The organism is Nonomuraea sp. NPDC050310 (assembly GCF_040655795.1).
In the GTDB taxonomy this organism is placed as follows: Bacteria; Actinomycetota; Actinomycetes; order Streptosporangiales; family Streptosporangiaceae; genus Nonomuraea.
The window spans coordinates 24,942-43,046 of sequence record NZ_JBFAKP010000009.1 but is presented as its reverse complement, the minus strand read 5'-3'; the positions used below and the strand labels follow the sequence as shown (position 1 = coordinate 43,046).

Genomic DNA, 18,105 nt, shown 5'->3' with positions numbered 1-18,105 from the left:
GACACCCATACTTGTCCCATGTTGATTTGGGTTCCATCGGAGGCGGTCGCCGGAGTCCTCACCGACCTGCCCCGAGTCGAGTGCGTCGTGGAACGGCCCGAGAAGCTGGACGAGGTCGAGGTGTGGATCCCGCCGCTGGTCCCGCCGCCGGACGTGGCCGGACTGCTGGGCGAGATGAGCGGCCTGCGGCTGCTCCAGACGGTCACCGCCGGCGTGGAGCCCTACGTCCCGCACCTGCCCGAGGGGGTGACCCTGTGCAACGCGCGCGGGGTGCACGACGCGGGCACCGCCGAGTGGGCCGTGGGCGCGATGATCTCCGTGCTGCGTGACTTCCCGGGTTTCGTGCGCGCCCAGGAACGCGGCGAGTGGACCTACCACCACACCGACGTGCTGGCCGACTCGACGGTGCTGATCGTGGGCCACGGCTCGATCGGCGCGGCGGTGGAACGCCGGCTGGCCGGGTTCGAGGTCGAGGTGGTGCGGGTGGCCAGGAGCGCCCGCACCGGCGTGCACGCCATGGAGGAGCTGCCCGAGTTGCTGCCGAAGGCGGACGTGGTGGTGCTGCTCGTGCCGGCCACCCCGCTCACCGCCGGCATGGTGGACGCGGCCTTCCTGGCCCGGATGAAGGACGGCGCGGTGCTGGTCAACGCCGCCCGCGGCGGCGTGGTGGACACCTCGGCCCTGCTCGCCGAGCTGCAGAGCGGCCGGCTGCGGGCCGCGCTCGACGTGACCGACCCCGAGCCGCTGCCGGGCAGCCACCCGCTCTGGACCGCCCCCGGCGTGCTGATCACCCCGCACGTGGCCGGCAGCACCCCCGCCTCGGTCCGGCGCACCCTCAAGCTGGTGCGCTCGCAGGTCCTGCGTTACCTCGCCGGAGAGCCGTTGAACAACCTCATCACCGACACCTATTAGTGGCTGGCCCGTGACCTTCGGTGCGTACGGTGGGCTTCTACCAAGGATTCTTGACTCCCAGTCAAGAAGGTTCCCTGGGGACAAGTGGTCTGTGTGGTTATCAGATCGGTGACGACATCGGCGTTGTCACCACCCGCGCGCCCGGAACCGCACACACTGGCGATGTGGCAACGGATGGGCTAATACATTGATCCGCTGGCGTGATCCACGAACGCCGCTCGTCGCCGCCGCGGCGACGGGAGCGGTGGGGTTCGCGGCCGCCCTGCTGTCAGGGGCGCCCGCCTCGGTCACCGGTGCGGTGGCCGGACTGCTGGCCGCGCTGCTCGCGGCCGGGTCGCTGCTGCTCGGCTCGCGCGCGATGACCGCGCACCGGCCGGGCGCGCTCGCGGCTCGCTGGCTCGCCGGCGGGACGCTGGTGTGGAGCGCGGGCGTCGGCGTGCGCCCGATCGCCGACAGCTCCAGCTTCGTGGTGACCGTCACCGACGTGCTGGTGCTGATCGGCGCCACCATGCTGGCCAGCGGCTGCGTGCTGGCCGCCCGGCGGGCGCCGGCGGCGAGGGCGCTGCTGCGCCGGCTGGTCGACGGCTACGTCGCCGCGGTCGCGCTGTTCGTCATCGGCTGGGTGGTGACGCTGCACCAGATCACCACCCCGGCCTTCGCCTTCGTGCTGCTGGCGCCGATGATCTGCCTCCTGGTGACCTGCACGGTCATCCCGGTCGTGCTCACCGGGCGCTCAACCGCCCGCCCGCTCGGCCTGGCCGGCGTGGGCGTGCTGGCCGCGGTCTCGCTCGCCGAACTGGCCGCCGGCGTGGGCCGGCTGACCGGGGACGGCCCGCCCGCCTGGAGCGCGGCGCTGCCGCCGGTGGCCTTCCTGCTGCTGGCCGCCATCCCCTGGACCGGGCTGCGCGAGGCGAGCTCCGAGGACTCCCGGCCGCACGTCGGCCCGGTCTTCGTCCACCTGCTCGCCGCCGTCCCGGTGGTCCTGGTGGTCGCCGCCACCGGGGCGATCCTGCTGCACCTGGCCCGCTGGAACGGCCGCCCGCCGACCACCCCGGTCGTCGTGCTGGCCGCCTCCGTCGTGCTGATCCTGGCTCTGCGCATGGTCGGGCTGCTCATGAGCAACGCCCGCCTGCGCGGCCTGGTCACCCTCGGCGACCGCCAGCTCAGGGAGCTGGCGGAGAGCACCGGCGACGTCGTGCTGCTGTGCGACTACGAGGGTTTCGTGCGCGAGATCGGCGCCGGGGTCGAGGTGACGTACGGCTACCGCCCGGAGGACGTGCTCAGCCGCTCGATCTTCGACTACATCCACCCCGAGGACGTCCCCGGCATCCAGGCGGCGCTCCAGACCATGGGGCTCGACGCTGAGGACGCGGCCGACTCCGGCGCCTGCCTCATCGCCTGCCGCGTCCGCGCCTCCGACGGCACCTGGCGGCCCACCGAGTCGGTGGCCACCCGGCACGTCGGCGGCGAGGACCTGCTGCTGGTCACCACCCGCGACATCAGTGACCAGGAGGCTTTGCGCAACCAGGTCGCGCACCTGACCTTCCACGACGGCGTGACGGGCCTGCCCAACCGCGCCTACTTCGAGGAGCGCACCCGCGAGGTGGTCGACGGCGGCCGCACCGGCGTGGCCGTGATCTTCCTCGACCTCGACGGCTTCACCGCGGTCAACGACTCCGTGGGTCACGCCAGCGGCGACTACCTGCTCGGGCAGGCCGCCCGCCGGTTGCGCGGCGCCGTACGCTCCGACGACACCCTGGCCCGCTGGGGCGGCGACGAGTTCGCCGTGCTGGTCGAGACCGAGGCGCAGTCGGCGGTCGACCTGGCCGAGCGGCTGGTGCGCGCGGTCTCCCAGGAGCCGTTCCGGGTGGCCGACCGCGACGTGGCGCTCACCGCCAGCGTGGGCGTGGCCTTCGCCGAGGAGGACGTCAGCCCCGGCGACCTGCTGCGCAACGCCGACGTGGCGATGGCCAGGGCCAAGGACCTCGGCGGCCGGCGCGTGGAGGTCTTCGCCGCGCACATGCACGCCGACGTCGTCCGCCGCCTGGAGCTCGCCGCCGACCTGCAGCGGGCGCTGATGGAGCAGCAGTTCGCCATCGAGTACCAGCCGGTCGTCGACCTGGCCACCTCCCGGGTGACCGCGGTCGAGGCGCTGGTGCGCTGGTGGCGCGGCTCGGTCTTCATGGCCCCCGACCAGTTCCTGGGCGCGGCCGAGGCGACCGGGCTGATCGTGCCGCTGAGCGAGTGGATCCTGCAGGAGGCCTGCCGGGAGGTCGCCGCCTGGCGCGCCTCCTCATGGGACATCGGGCTGTCGCTCAACCTCTCCGCCCGGCAGATCACCGCCCCGCGCTTCGTCGAGACGGTCGAGCGGGCGCTGGCCGACAGCGGCCTGCCCGCCTCCGCGCTGACCCTCGAAGTGATCGAGGAGATGCTGGTCGAGGACGCCGAGGAGACGATCAGCCGGCTCTCGGAGCTGCGTGCCCTGGGCGTACGGCTGGCCATCGACGACTTCGGCACGGGCTACGCCTCGCTGGCCTTCCTGCGCCAGCTCCCGGTGGACATGATCAAGATAGACCCGTCCTTCGTCAGCGGCCTGGGCCGCGACGACACGCTGACGCTGCTGACGCGCACCATCGTGCGGCTGGGCCACGACCTCGGCCTGATCGTGGTCGCCGAGGGCATTGAGCGCCCGGAGCAACTGGAGCTGCTGCGGGAGATGGGCTGCACGCGCGGGCAGGGCTTCCTCGTGGCCCGGCCGATGGCCGCGCGCGGGGTGGATTCGCTTATGCGCACGAGCCTGCAGTCAGCGCTGTGACCAGTGCCGGTCTCGAATAGCGAGACCGGCGTTCCATCAGATTGACACTCATGCCCCAGGACAGGCTAAGGTGGCTCCATGCTTCGCAGTGAGATTCTCGTAGTACTTCGCCGGCGCGCAGGCCGATAGCGAAGCACTCCGACCTGCGCGCCGCCCCGGTCCCGCCCTTTCGGTGGGAGAGGGGCCTTTTTTATGCACGGCAATCATTGTCCGGGAGCCAAGGGAACGAGCCGATGACCGAACGGATGACAGGTGCACAGGCCCTCGTGAGGGCGTTGGAGCACGTTGGTGTCGACACCGTCTTCGGGATCCCCGGCGGGGCCATCCTCCCCGCCTACGATCCCCTCTTCGACTCCACCAAGGTCCGGCACGTCCTTGTACGGCACGAGCAGGGCGCGGGGCACGCGGCCGAGGGCTACGCCCAGGCCACCGGCAAGGTGGGCGTCTGCATGGCGACCAGTGGACCGGGTGCGACCAACCTCGTGACCCCCATCGCCGACGCGTACATGGACTCGGTGCCGATGGTCGCGATCACCGGCCAGGTGCCGAGTGGCGCGATCGGCACCGACGCCTTCCAGGAAGCCGACATCTCCGGCATCACCATGCCGATCACCAAGCACAACTTCCTGGTCACCGACCCCGCGGAGATCCCGCGGACCATCATGGAAGCCTTCCACATCGCCTCCACCGGGCGCCCCGGCCCGGTCCTGGTGGACATCGCCAAGGACGCGCTGCAGGCGACGACCGAGTTCCACTGGCCGCCGACCATGCAGTTGCCGGGCTACCGGCCGGTCACGCGGCCGCACTCCAAGCAGATCCGCGAGGCCGCCAAGCTGATCGCCGAGTCCCGGCGGCCCGTGCTGTACGTGGGCGGCGGCGTGCACAAGGCCCGCGCCTCCGCCGAACTGCTCCAGCTCGCCGAGCTGACCGGCATCCCGGTGGTCACCACGCTGATGGCCCGGGGCACCTTCCCCGACAGCCACCCCCAGCACCTCGGCATGCCGGGCATGCACGGCAGCGTGGCCGCGGTCGGCGCGCTGCAGCGGGCCGACCTGATCATCGGCCTGGGCGTGCGCTTCGACGACCGGGTCACCGGCCAGCTCTCCACCTTCGCGCCGTACGCGAAGATCGTCCACGCGGACATCGACCCGGCCGAGATCTCCAAGAACCGCCACGCCGACGTGCCGATCGTGGGCGACTGCCGCGAGGTGCTCAACGACCTGCTCGGGGCGATCGACCGCAAGGGCGACTACGCCGACTGGTGGACGCAGCTCAACGGGCTGAAGAGCACCTACCCCCTCGGGTACGACGAGTTCGACGACGGCTCGCTGGCTCCGCAGTACGTCATGCAGCGGTTGAGCGCCCTGGTCGGACCCGACGCGATCTACTGCGCGGGCGTCGGCCAGCACCAGATGTGGGCGGCCCAGTTCATCGACTACGAGAACCCGGGCACCTTCATCAACTCCGGCGGCGCGGGCACGATGGGCTTCGCCGTCCCGGCCGCGATGGGCGCCAAGATGGGCCGGCCGGACACCACGGTCTGGGCCATCGACGGCGACGGCTGTTTCCAGATGACCAACCAGGAACTGGCCACCTGCGCGCTGGAGGGCGTGCCGATCAAGGTCGCCGTCATCAACAACGGCAACCTCGGCATGGTCCGGCAGTGGCAGACGCTCTTCTACGAGCAGCGCTACTCCAACACCGATCTGAAGTCCGCCCGGCGTATCCCCGACTTCGTGAAGCTCGCGGACGCCTATGGTTGTGTCGGTCTCCGGTGCGAGCGTCCCGAGGATGTGGACGCGGTCATCAAGGAGGCCATGGAGATCAACGACCGCCCGGTCGTCATCGACTTCGTCGTCCACCAGGACGCGATGGTCTGGCCGATGGTCGCGGCGGGCACCAGCAACGACGACATCAAGATCGCCCGGGACATGGCGCCGGTTTGGAGCGAGGATGAGTAAGCACACGCTGTCGGTGCTCGTCGAGAACAAGCCCGGCGTCCTGGCACGGGTCTCCGCGCTGTTCAGCCGGCGCGGCTTCAACATCGACTCGCTGGCCGTCGGGCCGACCGAGCACGACGACATCTCGCGGATGACCATCGTGGTCAACGTCGAGGACCTCCCGCTGGAGCAGGTCACCAAGCAGCTCAACAAGCTGGTGAACGTCCTCAAGATCGTCGAGCTGGACACCGCCCAGGCGGTCCAGCGCGAGCTGATGCTGATCAAGGTGAAGGCCGACGCCGACACCCGATCCCACGTCCTCGAACTGGTCTCGCTCTTCCGCGCCCGCTGCGTCGACGTGGCCTCCGACGCGGTGACCATCGAGGTCACCGGCACGCCCGACAAGCTCGACGCCTTCATCAAGCTGCTCGAGCCCTTCGGGATCCGGGAGCTCGTCCAGTCGGGCATGGTGGCCATCGGCCGCGGCGCCCGTTCCATCACCGACCGGTCCCTCAGGGCACTGGACCGTACCGCCTGAAAGGTTTTTCACAAGTGACCGAGATTTTCTACGACGACCAGGCCGACCTGTCGATCATCCAGGGCCGGGTCGTGGCCGTCATCGGGTACGGCAGCCAGGGCCACGCCCACGCCCTCTCGCTTCGCGACTCGGGCGTCGACGTCCGCGTCGGCCTGCCCGAGGGCTCGAAGTCGCGGGAGAAGGCCCAGAACGACGGCCTTCGCGTGGTCACCCCCGCCGAGGCCGCCGCCGAGGCCGACCTCATCATGATCCTCGCGCCGGACCACCTCCAGCGCGACATCTACGCCAACGACATCAAGCCGAACCTGCAGGAGGGCGACGCGCTCTTCTTCGGCCACGGACTCAACATCCGCTACGGCCTCATCGAGGCCCCCGAGGGCGTCGACGTCGCCATGGTCGCCCCCAAGGGCCCCGGCCACCTCGTGCGCCGCCAGTTCGAGGCCGGGCGCGGCGTGCCCTGCCTGGTCGCGGTGGAGAAGGACGCCTCCGGCAAGGCCATGGAGCTCGCCCTGTCCTACGCCAAGGGCATCGGCGGCACCCGCGCCGGCGCGCTCAAGACCACCTTCACCGAGGAGACCGAGACCGACCTGTTCGGCGAGCAGGCCGTCCTGTGCGGTGGCGTCTCCGAGCTGATCAAGGCCGGCTTCCAGACCCTCATCGAGGCGGGCTACCAGCCCGAGGTCGCCTACTTCGAGTGCCTGCACGAGATGAAGCTCATCGTCGACCTCATGTACGAGGGCGGCATCTCCAAGATGTACTGGTCGGTCTCCGACACCGCGGAGTACGGCGGCTACAGCCGCGGCCCGCGCATCATCACCGACGAGACCCGCAAGGCGATGAAGGAGATCCTCGCCGAGATCCAGGACGGGCGCTTCGCCGACGAGCTCATCAAGGAGTTCGACGGCGGGCAGAAGGAGTTCACCCGCTACCGCGAGGAGCTCGCCAAGGACCCGATCGAGGAGACCGGCGCCAAGCTCCGCCCGATGATGAGCTGGCTCAAGGGCTGACCTGCCCCGTCGTACGGCTCGGCGCCCCCGTGGACTCCACGGGGGCGCCTCTCGTCTCCGCTCCTGGGGCCGCTCATGCGGGCCGGCGCCCGTCGCGCAGCGTCCAGGCCAGCAGGGCCGACGCGGCCAGCAGTACGGCCAGCCCCGCGGTCAGCCCGCCCCCGGCGAAGTAGGCGATGCCGGTGACCGTCACGCCCAGCACCCCGCCGAGCTCCTGGACGGTGCCGAGCACGCCTGCCGCGGCCCCGTCCCGCCCGTCGCCGCCCGCCTCGCCGAGCACCTTCGAGAGCAGCGGCGACATCACCATCCCCATCGCCGCCCCCGCGACCAGCAGCCCGGGCACCGGCGTGCCGAGCTGGGCGATCAGCACCAGCCCCGCCGGCAGGGCCAGCGCGCCCACCAGCAGCGCCTTGAGCCGCGAGCCGAGCAGGAAACCGGCGTTCAGCGCGGTGAACACCGCCGCCGACTCCACCGGCCCCATGCCCTCGGCCTCCTGCAGGTGCAGCGCCAGCACGAAGGTCAGCCCCGCCGACCCGCCGAACAGCAGCGCCACCGAGACCAGCCCCCGGGTGAAGCGCCCGGTGAACAGTTCGCGCGGCACCATCGGGTCGGCCTGGCCGCGCTGCCGGGTCCAGAACCCGCCCAGCAGGGGTACGGCAAGCGCCAGGCTCAGCCACGACCACACCGGCCAGCCCTGCTCGCGGCCGAGGGTGAGCGGCAGGACCAGCGCGATGAGGCCCAGCGTGACCAGCGCCGTTCCCGTCAGGTCGAGCCGCTTGCCCGCCCGGGCCCGGTCGGCGTCCTTGGGGAGGGCGCGGCGCACGAGCGCCAGGGCGGCGAGGCCGAGGGGCAGGTTGATCAGGAAGCAGGTGCGCCAGCCGAGCCCGGCCGGGTCCGAGGCGATCAGCAGGCCGCCGACGAGCTGGCCGCTCACGCCCGCGACGCCTACGGCGCTGCCGTACCAGCCGAAGGCCCGCGCCCGCGCGGCGCCGGGGTACAGGACGCCGAGCAGGGTCAGCACCTGCGGCGCCATCAGCGCGGCCGCCGCGCCCTGCACGATGCGGGCCGCGACCAGCCAGCCCGCGCCCGGCGCCAGGCCGCACGCCGCCGAGGCGGCGGTGAACAGCGCCAGCCCGACCACGAACATCCGCCGCGCCCCGTACAGGTCGCCCAGCCGTCCGGCGGTGATCACCCCGGCGGCGTAGGCGAGGCCGTAGCCGGCGATGACGAGCTGGAGCGCGCCGTCGCCCGCACCGAGATCGGCGCGGATGGCGGGCAGGGCCACGTTGGCGATGAAGAAGTCGAGCGTGGTCACGAAAGCGGCCGTGAGCAGCACGGGAAGCGCGGCCCGCGGTGGGGGCGGCGGTGCGCTCACGCCGGTATCTCGGCAACGCACCGGGGTCTTGGGGATGGTATGGCGGACGGCGGTGGGAACGCGGTGCTTCGGCAGGGTGAGCTGTGTCATGCCGCCTACCGTGCCGAGGGGGAGTTATGGACGGATTCGGACGGAGTTATGGCGGAGGCAGGGTGGAGCGCGATTCTGTCGGTGGGGGTGGTTAGCCTGCACCTATGCGATTCGGCGTACTAGGCCCGCTCACCGTCTGGACCGGCCAAGGGGATCAGGTGCGGATCCCCGAGGCGAAGGTGCGCGCCCTCCTGGCCGACCTGCTCGTCCACCAGGGCGACCCGGTCTCGGCCGACCGCCTCATCGAAGACCTGTGGGGCGACCGGCCGCCCGGCAAGCCCGCCGGGGCGCTGCGCGTCAAGGTCTCCCAGCTCCGCAAGGTGCTGGAGGAGGCCGAGCGCGGCGGGCGCGACCGGCTCGCCTTCCGCCAGCCGGGCTACCTGCTCGACGGGCCGTCCGACGCCGACCGCTTCCACGAGCTCACCACCCTGGCCCGGCAGAGCGACGACCCGCGCATCAAGGCCGGCCTGCTGGGCGACGCGCTGGCCCTGTGGCGCGGGCCCGCCTTCGCCGACTTCCGCGACGAGGAGTTCGCCCGCCCGGCCATCGCCCGGCTGGAGGAGCAGCGGCTCGTCGCCCTCGAAGAGCACGCCGAGACCCGGCTGGAGCTGGGCGAGCACGCCCTGCTCGCCGCCGAGCTCGCCGACCTGGTCGCCGAGCACCCGCTGCGCGAGCGGCTGCGGGCCGTGCACATCCGGGCCCTCTACCGCGCCGGACGGCAGAGCGAGGCCCTCGACAGCTTCACCGAGCTGCGCACGCTGCTGCTCGACGAGCTCGGCGTCGATCCCAGCCCGCAGCTCGTCGAGCTCCAGCGGGCCATCCTCGCGCAGGACCCGGCCCTCGCGCCCGTCGTGCCCGCCCGTACCAACCTGCCCACGCCGGCCACCGAGCTCATCGGCCGCGAGCGGGCCGCGGCCGAGGTCCGTTCCCTGCTCGCCGCCCACCGCCTGGTCACCCTCACCGGGCCCGGCGGGGTCGGCAAGACCCGGCTCGCCCTCGACGTCGCACGGCGGCTCGAAGCCGACTTCCCCGGCGGGGTGTGGCTGGTCGAACTGGCCGCCCTGGACGTGCCGTCGAGGGCGGGCGTCGTGCACGCCGTCTCCGCCGCGCTCAGCCTTCGTGACGACGCCACCGGCAGCCGGACCGCCGACGGTGGCTGCCGGCTCAGCGACGCCGTCCGTGACAAGCGGCTGCTTCTGCTGCTCGACAACTGCGAGCACGTCATCGAGCCCGTCGCCACCCTGGTCGACCAGCTCCTTCGCACCGCTCCCGGCGTCCGCTTCCTCGCCACCAGCCAGGAGGCGCTCAACCTCACCGGCGAAGCCCTCTGGCCCGTCCCTCCGCTCGACCTCCCCCCAGCCGTGCCGGTGTCCCGCCCCGAACCCACCTCTTCCTTCTCCTCCGCCTCCTCCTCCTCCGCCTCCGCTGCCTCGCTGGGCACCCCCTCCCCCCTCACCACCGCACCCGCGAGCCCCTCATCCCACCCGACCGCCGCCCCCGACTCCCGGGTTCCTGACCCTGCAGCGGCCCACTCTGCAGCGGCCCACTCTGCGGCGGCCCACTCTGCGGCGGCCCACTCTGCGGCGGACACCTCGGCGGCGGGGCACGAGGCCAGGTCGGGTCAGCCGCCGACATGGGGCCCCGACTCGGCCTACCCCAGCCCTTGGGGCGCGCCAGGCTCAGCGGACCGCACCCCGATGCAGCCGACCACGACAGCGGCGGATGTCGAGGCGGTGACCGCCATCGGAGCCGCCGGAGCCGTGCAACTGTTCGTCGCCAGGGCCGCCGCAGCCGTCCCCGGCTTCCGCCTGGACCCCACCAACGCCCACGACATCGCCGACATCTGCCGCAAGCTCGACGGCGTCCCCCTGGCCATCGAACTGGCCGCCACCCGGATGCGCGTCCTGAGCCCGAGACAGCTCCTCGAACGCCTCGACGACCGCTTCCGCCTCCTGGCCGCGGGCCGCCGCGACGCGCCTGCCCGCCAGCAAACCCTTCGCGCGATGATCGACTGGAGCTGGGAGCTGCTGTCCGACCGCGAGCGCCAGGTCCTGAGCTCCCTGGCCGTCCACGCCGACGGCTGCACCCTGGAGGCCGCCGAAGCGGTGAGCGCGGGCGGCGAGATCGAGCAGTACGAGGTGCTCGACCTCCTGGCCCGCCTCATCGACCGCTCCCTCGTCGTCACCGTGTGCGGCGCCCCCACGCCCGGCGCCCCCATGCCCGGGTCCACGATCCCCGGCGCCACGATCCCCGGTGTCACAATCCCCGGCGCCCCGATGTCCGGCGGCTCCGCGCCCGGCGTCTCCCGGCCTGGGGTCTCCACGCCAGGCGCCGCTGTCCCCGGCGCCCCCATGTCCGGTGCCACCACGACCGCGCCGAGATACCGCCTGCTCGAATCCGTCGCCGCCTACTGCGTCGAGCGCCTGCGCGAGAGTGGCGACTACGAGGCGGTCCGCGCCCGGCACCTCGCCTACTACACCGCCCTCGCCGAGCAGGGCGACCAGCGGCTCCGCGGCCACGGCCAGCGGGAGTGGCTGGCCCGCCTCGACGCCGAGGCCCCCAACATCCGCGCCGCCCTCGACGGCCCCGCCACCCGGCAGCAGGCCCTCCGCCTGGCCAACGCCATGGCGTGGTACTGGACCCTGCGCGGCCGCTACGAGGAGGGCTTCCAGTCCTTCGACCGCGCCCTCGCCCATCCCGGCGAGGCCGACCCCTCGACCCTCGCCGAGGCGCTGGCCTGGCGGGCGGGGCTGATGCTCCAGTTCAGCGGCTGCAACGGCACCCTGGCCGAGTCCTTGGCCGGTCTCGACCAGATCACCGACCCGGTACGGCGGGCGTTGCTCCGGTGGTACCTCGCCTTCGGCCTCTGGGGCCGCGGCGACCTCCAGGACTTCGACGAGCTGGCCATCCGTGCCCTGGAGGAGTTCGAGTCCCTCGGCGATCGCTGGGGCATCGCCGCCGGCCTGAGTTCCCGGGCTTCCATTGGCCTGGTCACGGGCGACCTGGCCGCCGCCACCCGGGACGGCGAACGCAGCGCGGCCCTCTTCGCCGAGCTGGGGGACCAGTGCGGGGTACTGCTGGCCACCGGGCAGCTCGCCACCTTCGCCGAGATCGCCGCCGACTACGACCGCGCCGCCGTACTCCACGAAGCGGTCCTCACCGCCGGCCAGGACCTCGAGCTCTGGGTCGAGGTCTCCCGAGCCCTGGCCGGGCTGGGCCGGATCGCCCTGCTGCGCGGCGACTACCTTCGGGCCGACGACCTGCACGAGCAGGCGCGGCGGCTGGCACACGAGCAGTCCAACCCGTTCGCCGAGCACTTCGCCGAGATCGGCCTGGCCCTTTCCGCCCGCCGGCAGGGCCGCTTGGACGAAGCCGAACGGCACCTCACCCGCTGGCTCGACTGGCTCCGCATGATCGAGGGCGACCCCGGCATCGCGCTGGTGCTGGCGGAGCTGGGCTTCATCGCCGAACTCCGCGGGCGAGGCGCCGAGGCCATGGCCCTGCACCTGGAGGGCCTCGAGTGCGCCCGTGCCACCAACGACCCCCGTGCGGTCGCGCTGGCGTACGAGGGCTTGGCCGGCGCCGAGGCCCTGGCCGGCAACCACCGTGCCGCCGCCCGCCTCCTCGGCACCGCCTCCGCCGCCCGCGCCTCCGTCGGCGTCCCCCTGCCCGTCGGAGAGCGCGCCGACGTGGACCGCATCAGCGCCCTGGTGCGTGACGCGCTGGGCGAGGACGACTTCCGGGCCGAGTTCCACTCCGGCGAACAACACCCCACCTCCCTGCCCGCCTGACCTCCCTCCCTGCCCGCCTGACCTCCCTCCCTGCCGCCTGTCCTCCCTCCCTGCCGCCTGACCTCGCTCCCTCCCTGCCTGACATCCCTGGCCGTCTGACCTCCCCCGCCTGACCTCGCTCCCGCTGTGCCCTTGGTCGCCCCCGCTGTGCCCTGGTCGACCTCGGTGCGGCTCTAGTCGCCCCGCGGTCCCTCCGGTCGCCCCTGCCGTCCCTCCGGTCGACCCCGCTGCGCCCCTGGCCGAGTCCGCTGTCCTCTGGCCGGAGGAGGTCGCCGGGCGCAGCCCTCTGCCGTACGGCTCGCCCGCCTTCCACCGGAGCCCCGCCGCCCCGGCTCCTCGGGCTCCACCGCTGGTCCACCCTGGGCGAGCGCCGAGCGGGGCCCTCTGCCCTGTTGTGGGGTGAGGTGCGGGAAACCGTCGGTCGCCCTGGCCTGTGGAGAGGGCGTGGTTGAGGGCTGGGCGCTCGGTCGGGGGCGGGGGAGACCCGCCCACTCCGGCCCGGTGGGAGGAGGTGCCCGGGAGAACCGGCTAGTTGGGCCCCCTGGGGTGAGGCGTCCTGGACGGCTGGCCGCCCTGGCCTTCCAGGGTGTGGGGCGCGGTTGAGGGCTGGCCGCTCGGTTGGGGGCAGGGGGAGGCCCGCCCATTCCGGTCCGGTGGGAGTGAGGTGCCCTGGAGAACCGGCCACCTTGTCCCTGTGGGGTGAGGGGTCTTGGACGGCTGGCCGCCCTGGCCTTCCAGGGTGTGAGGCGCGGTTGAGGGCTGGCCGTCTGGCCCGAGAGGGCGGGGACGCGGAGGAGGGCCCGCCCGGGCACAGTGTGGGCGGGCCCTCCTCGGGCCGGGGGTTCCCGGCGGTCCCGGCGGCCAGGCGTGAGGGGACCTGGCCGCCGGGCGAGCACGTGGCGCGCGGTTACCAGTGCTCGGGCTCAACACCCGGCCTCGCAGCCGCAGCCGCAGCCGCTGCCGCAGGTGGGCTGGCGGGTGGCGGGTGGCGGGGTGGGCGGGGGGGACGGGTGTAGGGGATGGACGGTGGATGTAGGGGACGGGTGGTGGTGCGGCGGTGGGGCGGAGGTGAGGTGGGCGGGCTGGGCTCAGGGGAAGGCGGGCGGGCTGGGCTGAGGGGAAAGTGGGTGGGCTGGGCTCAGGGAAAAGTGGGCGGGCTCGGGTGAGGGGGAGGTGTCGTGGGCTGGGCTTAGGGGAGAGGGGGTGGCTGGTGGTTAGTGCTTGGCGAAGACCTGGGTCCAGAGGGGGCCCTTGGCGATGTGGCCGACGCCGATGTGGGTGTAGGCGCAGTTCATGATGTTGGCGCGGTGGCCGGGGCTCTTGAGCCAGGCGTCGACGACGGCGGCGGCCGTGGCCTGGCCCTTGGCGATGTTCTCGCCCCACGCGGAGATGGGGGAGAAGCCGGCGGCCTTGATGCGGTCGCCGGGGGAGCGGCCGTCCTTCGAGGTGTGGTCGAAGTAGTTGGCGGCGGCCATGTCGGCGGAGTGGGCGACGGCGGCGGCGTGGAGCTTGGCGTCATGCGTGAGGGCGGTCTTGCAGCCGTTCCCGGCCCGGGCGGCGTTGGTGAGGCGGACGACCTCTTCCTCGACGGCGGAGCCGACGCCGGGGGTTCCGCCCCCACCGTTGTCACCACCGCCGGTGGGGGGCGGGGTGGTGGGGGTGTTGGTGGGCGGCGTGGTGGGGGTGCCCGTGGGAGCGCAGGCGAGCCGTACGACGGAGGACTGCGCCCGGTGGCCGCGGTAGTCGAGGGCGAGGACGTAGTAGCTGCGCGGGGTGTCCGAGCACCGCAGGGTGGCGGCGATGGTGCCGTTGTCCAAGCGCGTGGAAGCGCTCTTGAGGGTGCGGTCGGGGCCACGGCGGGCCTCACGGATGCGGACGCGCAGCACGCTGGTGTCGTCACAGCCGGACCTGACCGCGGCGGCGCGGAGCAGGCCCTTCTGGTCGACGTACGGCTGGGCCGCGCTGACCCGGCATTCGGCCGCGGGCCGCGCCGTCGTGGCTTCGGCGGCGGCGATGGGAGTGCTCAATGCCGCAAGACTGCCAAGGCAGGCGAGTGCCTGGAGTGGTCTGCGCACGATGTTCTCCAGAGGGGATTAGACGCTGCTTCGAAACGGCATTCTGGTGTGCGCAGATCCGGCATGTCACTAGAAACGCTCCTATATCTGGAGCTCCATGTGTCTCATTCGTAACAATTGCCGCCTCTACCTCGGTAAACCGCGGAGGCCGCTCGTTCGTCTGTGCGGCTCAAGTCGGTCGATAAGTGGGTGAACCGAGTACGTATTTGTACTCGGTTCACCTAGAGTGATCCCGTGAGCGGGCTACGGGAGCTGAAGAAGGAGCGCACGCGGCGGCGGATCGCCGCGGTGGCGTTGCGGTTGTTCGCAGAGCGGGGCTTCGAGGCGGTGACGGTGAACGAGATCGCCGAGGCCGCCGAGGTGGCGAAGGTGACGCTGTTCAAGTACTTCCCCACCAAGGAAGCGCTGGTCCTGCACGGAGTGGGGGAGGAGGACCTCGCCGGGATCGTCGCCGCGCGCGGGCCGGGGCGGACGCCGCTGGAGGCGTTGCGGGAGCACTATCGCGCTTCCGCGGCCGAGCCGGTGGCGGACGCGGAGGCGCTGGTCGCGCAGCTTCAGGTGATCTTCGCCAGTCCGGCGCTCAGTGACGCGGCGAACAACCTGCTCTACGGGCAGCGGCAGGCCCTGGCCAGGGTGCTGGCGAACGAACCGGGCGAAGCGGGCGAACCGGGCGAAAAAGGCGAGCTGGGTGGGCCGGAGAAGGGGCGCCGGGACCTGGTGGCCGCGCTGACCGCGGCGCAGATCACCGCCTCGATGCTGACCGTGCAGGAGGCGTACTTCTGCGACCTGGTCGAGGGCGTCACGCCGCAGGAGGCCGCCCGGCGGCTGGGCGAGGCGGTGGAGCTCGCCTTCGACCTGCTGGAGCACGGTCTCCCGAACCGGAACCGACGAGAAGGGTGACGGGAATGCGCGCCAGAGGGATCAACTACGACACCGGGTTCCTGCCGGGGCGGGACCTCAGCCGCAAGGTGTTCGACCCGGATACGGTCCAGCGCGACCTGGAGGTCATCGCCCGTGACCTGCACTGCGACGCCGTACGGATCTCCGGCGGGCACCCGGAGCGGCTGAGCGTGGCCGCCGAGCAGGCGGCCGAGCTGGGGCTGGAGGTGTGGTTCGCCCCCTTCCCGGTGGATCTGCCGCCGGAGGAGACGGTGGCCATGCTCGCCGACTGCGCGGCCCGCGCCGAGAGGCTGCGGCGCGGCGGAGCGGAGGTGGTGTTCGTGGCCGGATGCGAGCTCAGCGCGTTCGGCGCCGGGTTCATCCCGGGTGCCACGTACGGTGACCGGCTGGGGGCGATGGCCAACGCCGATCCCGAGTGGTGGAGCGCGCTGGGGCCGGTTCTGGAGCGGCTCAACGGGTTCCTGGCCGGGGCGGTCGGGGAGGTGCGGGAGCGGTTCGGCGGGCGGGTCGGCTACGCGGCGGCCCCGTGGGAGTTCATCGACTGGGCACCGTTCGACGTGGTGGGGGTGGACGCCTACCAGGCCGCCTACAACGCGGCTACCTTCCGGGAGGAGGTGCGCGGGCACTTCAGGCACGGCAAGCCGGTGGCGGTCACCGAGTTCGGCACGTGCGCCTACCGGGGTGCGGGTGAGCTGGGCGGGATGGCGTGGCAGGTGCCGGACGGGGCGGTGCGGGACGAGGGGGAGCAGGTGCGGCACTTCACCCGGCTGCTGGACCTGTTCGAGGAGGAGGGGGTGGATGCCGCGTTCTGGTTCACCTTCGCGGGCTTCGGGCGGCCGGGGGAGGCGGATCTCGGGTCGTACGGGGTGGTCAGGATGCTGGACGAGCGGCGGTGGGCGGCCAAGGAGGTCTTCCACGCCATGGCCGCCCGCTACGACCGCGGGGCGACGGGCGAGAAGCGCGCCGCCCCGCGACAGCCGTACAAGACAAGCCCGTAGAGAGCCGCACTAACCCCAGGTCAGCACTGGGCGGGCTTCAGCCACGAGCACTCGAGGTCCGGGTAGCTGACCGGGTCGCCCGAGCGCAGCTCGGGGGCGGCCGCGTCCGGGGCGGAGCGGCGGAAGTTGGCCAGCCGTACGGCGATCTTGTCCTCGATGTCCTTGGGCGAGCCGGACAGGTACTGGTTGAGCATGACCGAGAAGGCCAGCGGCTCCCCGTCGGCGCTGGTGACGTAGCCGGACAGCGAGGTCACCCCGGTCAGCGAGCCGGTCTTGGCGTGGACGTTCCCGGCGGCGGGCGTGTTCCGCATCCGGCTGCGCAGGGTGCCGCCGACGAGCCGGTCGGGGTCGCCGGCGATCGGGAGCGAGTTGTACCAGGTCTGGAACCACGGCTTGCCCCGCGCCGCCACCAGCAGTTGGGTGATGGACCCGGTGCTCACGCCGTCGCGGCGGGACAGCCCGGAGCCGTCGCGCAGGTTGAGCAGTTGCACGCCCTGGGCGCGGGCGAAGTCGTGGGTGACCTTGAGCCCGGCGGCCCAGGTGCCCGCGTTGGCGACCTTGCGCCCCATGGCCTTGGTGAGGATCTCGGCGTGCATGTTGTTGCTGAGCTTCATGAACGGCACGAGCAGCTCGCTGAGCGGCATCGACTGGTGCTTGGCCAGCTCGACGGCGTCGGAGGCGGCGGCGCCGGTGACGGTCCGGCCGAGGACGCGGACGCCGTGCTTGGTGAGGGCCGAGCGGAACAGGGAGGCCGCGTAGCGGGTGGCGTCGTCGACCGTCACCCACTCGGAGGTCTCCTCCGAGACGGTGCCGGTGATCAGGACCGTGTTGGTGGCGTGCTGCCGCTCGATGAGCACGTTGGTGGTCGCGCCGACGGTGGCCCGGTTGTCGATCTTCAGCACGTCGGTCTCGGGCGAGACGCTGACCTTGACCGACGAGCCCGCGGGCGCGACGGAGACGATCACCGTGCCGGCGTCGTAGTCGCGGTCGGGCGAGGCGGTGAGCGCGGAGATCGGCGCGTTGTAGTAGTACGGCTCGTCGTCCCAGGCCCAGTCGTTGCCGAGGCGCTGGGTGTCGAACCAGGTGTCGTCGGCGACGAGCTTGCCGGTGACCGTGCGGATGCCCTTGGCGGCCACGGCGGCGGCCAGGGTGTCGTAGTCGGCGGCCAGCATCGTCGGGTCGCCGGTGCCGCGCAGGACCAGGTCGCCGACGAGCGCCGAGCCGACCTGGCGGCCGGCGCGCAGGGCGGTGGTGTCGAAGCGGTAGTCGAGGCCGAGCACCTCGGCGGCGGCGGCCGAGGTGAAGAGCTTGGCGCTGGAGGCGGGCGTCATGAGCTTGCCGCCGTCCTGGGTGTACAGCTCCTCGCCGGTGGTGGCGTTGCGCACGGTGACGGCGGCGCGGGCGATGGTGAGGCGGCTGTCGCCGAGGATGAGGTTGATGTCGCGGGTCAGGTCGGCGACGCCCGGTTCGGGGTCGACGGCCGTGGCCGGACTGGACGCCCACGCGAGGGTCGCGATGAGCGCGCCCGCGACGAGGGAGGCTGAGGTGCGCCGCATGGGGGGTCTCCAAAGGGCTGAGGGATCTCGTCGGATCATGCGGCGGCCGAGCGGCCCTGTAATCCGCAAATCTCCGTATTTTGCGGAAGACATTCGGGGAAGAGGCAC

11 protein-coding genes are annotated in these 18,105 nt (G+C 72.4%); 8 read left to right on the top strand and 3 right to left on the bottom strand.

The window, feature by feature from the left end; genetic code table 11:
• Nucleotides 1-18 precede the first annotated feature (18 nt).
• From AB0I67_RS21975 to ilvC, 5 genes are all read left to right on the top strand, one after another.
• On the top strand, nucleotides 19-912 hold the full coding sequence (locus AB0I67_RS21975) for a 2-hydroxyacid dehydrogenase (protein ID WP_357926438.1): 894 nt from the start codon (nucleotides 19-21) through the stop codon (nucleotides 910-912).
• Nucleotides 913-1,099: 187 nt separating this feature from the next.
• Nucleotides 1,100-3,727, top strand: coding sequence for an EAL domain-containing protein (locus AB0I67_RS21970; protein WP_357926435.1), 2,628 nt, complete (start codon nucleotides 1,100-1,102; stop codon nucleotides 3,725-3,727).
• Between the two features lie 233 nt (nucleotides 3,728-3,960).
• Complete coding sequence (locus tag AB0I67_RS21965) at nucleotides 3,961-5,688, top strand: acetolactate synthase large subunit (RefSeq protein WP_357926432.1); 1,728 nt, start codon at nucleotides 3,961-3,963, stop codon at nucleotides 5,686-5,688.
• Nucleotides 5,681-6,205 (top strand): acetolactate synthase small subunit, encoded by a 525-nt coding sequence (gene ilvN, locus AB0I67_RS21960; RefSeq protein WP_357926429.1) that lies wholly within the window; start codon nucleotides 5,681-5,683, stop codon nucleotides 6,203-6,205. The genes AB0I67_RS21965 and ilvN overlap by 8 nt, the downstream gene beginning before the upstream one ends.
• Before the next feature lie 23 nt (nucleotides 6,206-6,228).
• Entirely contained in the window at nucleotides 6,229-7,212 is a 984-nt protein-coding gene (gene ilvC / locus AB0I67_RS21955) for a ketol-acid reductoisomerase (RefSeq protein ID WP_357927002.1), read from the top strand.
• Between the two features lie 73 nt (nucleotides 7,213-7,285).
• On the opposite strand, the gene AB0I67_RS21950 is transcribed toward ilvC, so the two are convergent.
• Nucleotides 7,286-8,677 (bottom strand): MFS transporter, encoded by a 1,392-nt coding sequence (locus AB0I67_RS21950; protein ID WP_357926427.1) that lies wholly within the window; start codon nucleotides 8,675-8,677, stop codon nucleotides 7,286-7,288.
• A gap of 104 nt (nucleotides 8,678-8,781) precedes the next feature.
• Here AB0I67_RS21950 and AB0I67_RS21945 point away from each other — a divergent pair, with 104 nt between their 5' ends.
• The gene (locus AB0I67_RS21945) at nucleotides 8,782-12,468 is read left to right on the top strand and encodes a BTAD domain-containing putative transcriptional regulator (RefSeq protein ID WP_357926424.1); all 3,687 of its coding nucleotides are present in this window, start codon (nucleotides 8,782-8,784) and stop codon (nucleotides 12,466-12,468) included.
• Between the two features lie 1,214 nt (nucleotides 12,469-13,682).
• On the opposite strand, the gene AB0I67_RS21940 is transcribed toward AB0I67_RS21945, so the two are convergent.
• Entirely contained in the window at nucleotides 13,683-14,495 is an 813-nt protein-coding gene (locus AB0I67_RS21940; protein ID WP_357926421.1) for a CAP domain-containing protein, read from the bottom strand.
• 282 nt (nucleotides 14,496-14,777) lie between these two features.
• Here AB0I67_RS21940 and AB0I67_RS21935 point away from each other — a divergent pair, with 282 nt between their 5' ends.
• Together AB0I67_RS21935 and AB0I67_RS21930 are read left to right on the top strand one after the other, a co-directional pair.
• On the top strand, nucleotides 14,778-15,443 hold the full coding sequence (locus tag AB0I67_RS21935) for a TetR family transcriptional regulator (protein WP_357926418.1): 666 nt from the start codon (nucleotides 14,778-14,780) through the stop codon (nucleotides 15,441-15,443).
• Nucleotides 15,444-15,448: 5 nt separating this feature from the next.
• Nucleotides 15,449-16,441 (top strand): hypothetical protein, encoded by a 993-nt coding sequence (locus tag AB0I67_RS21930; protein WP_357926415.1) that lies wholly within the window; start codon nucleotides 15,449-15,451, stop codon nucleotides 16,439-16,441.
• Between the two features lie 20 nt (nucleotides 16,442-16,461).
• Here AB0I67_RS21930 and dacB read toward each other — a convergent pair whose 3' ends face one another.
• Nucleotides 16,462-17,997 carry a D-alanyl-D-alanine carboxypeptidase/D-alanyl-D-alanine-endopeptidase gene (gene dacB / locus AB0I67_RS21925; RefSeq protein WP_357926411.1) on the bottom strand — a complete coding sequence of 512 codons (1,536 nt, stop codon included), beginning with the start codon at nucleotides 17,995-17,997 and terminating at the stop codon, nucleotides 16,462-16,464.
• Between the last annotated feature and the right edge of the window lie 108 nt (nucleotides 17,998-18,105).

Excerpts from the sequence above, each read along its gene's own strand:
- AB0I67_RS21975 (WP_357926438.1), top strand. The coding sequence starts at position 19 with ATGTTGATTTGGGTTCCATCGGAGGCGGTCGCCGGAGTCCTCACCGAC.
- AB0I67_RS21965 (WP_357926432.1), top strand. The coding sequence starts at position 3,961 with ATGACCGAACGGATGACAGGTGCACAGGCCCTCGTGAGGGCGTTGGAG.
- ilvN (WP_357926429.1), top strand. The coding sequence starts at position 5,681 with ATGAGTAAGCACACGCTGTCGGTGCTCGTCGAGAACAAGCCCGGCGTC.
- AB0I67_RS21950 (WP_357926427.1), bottom strand. The coding sequence starts at position 8,677 with ATGACACAGCTCACCCTGCCGAAGCACCGCGTTCCCACCGCCGTCCGC.
- AB0I67_RS21945 (WP_357926424.1), top strand. The coding sequence starts at position 8,782 with ATGCGATTCGGCGTACTAGGCCCGCTCACCGTCTGGACCGGCCAAGGG.
- AB0I67_RS21930 (WP_357926415.1), top strand. The coding sequence starts at position 15,449 with ATGCGCGCCAGAGGGATCAACTACGACACCGGGTTCCTGCCGGGGCGG.
- dacB (WP_357926411.1), bottom strand. The coding sequence starts at position 17,997 with ATGCGGCGCACCTCAGCCTCCCTCGTCGCGGGCGCGCTCATCGCGACC.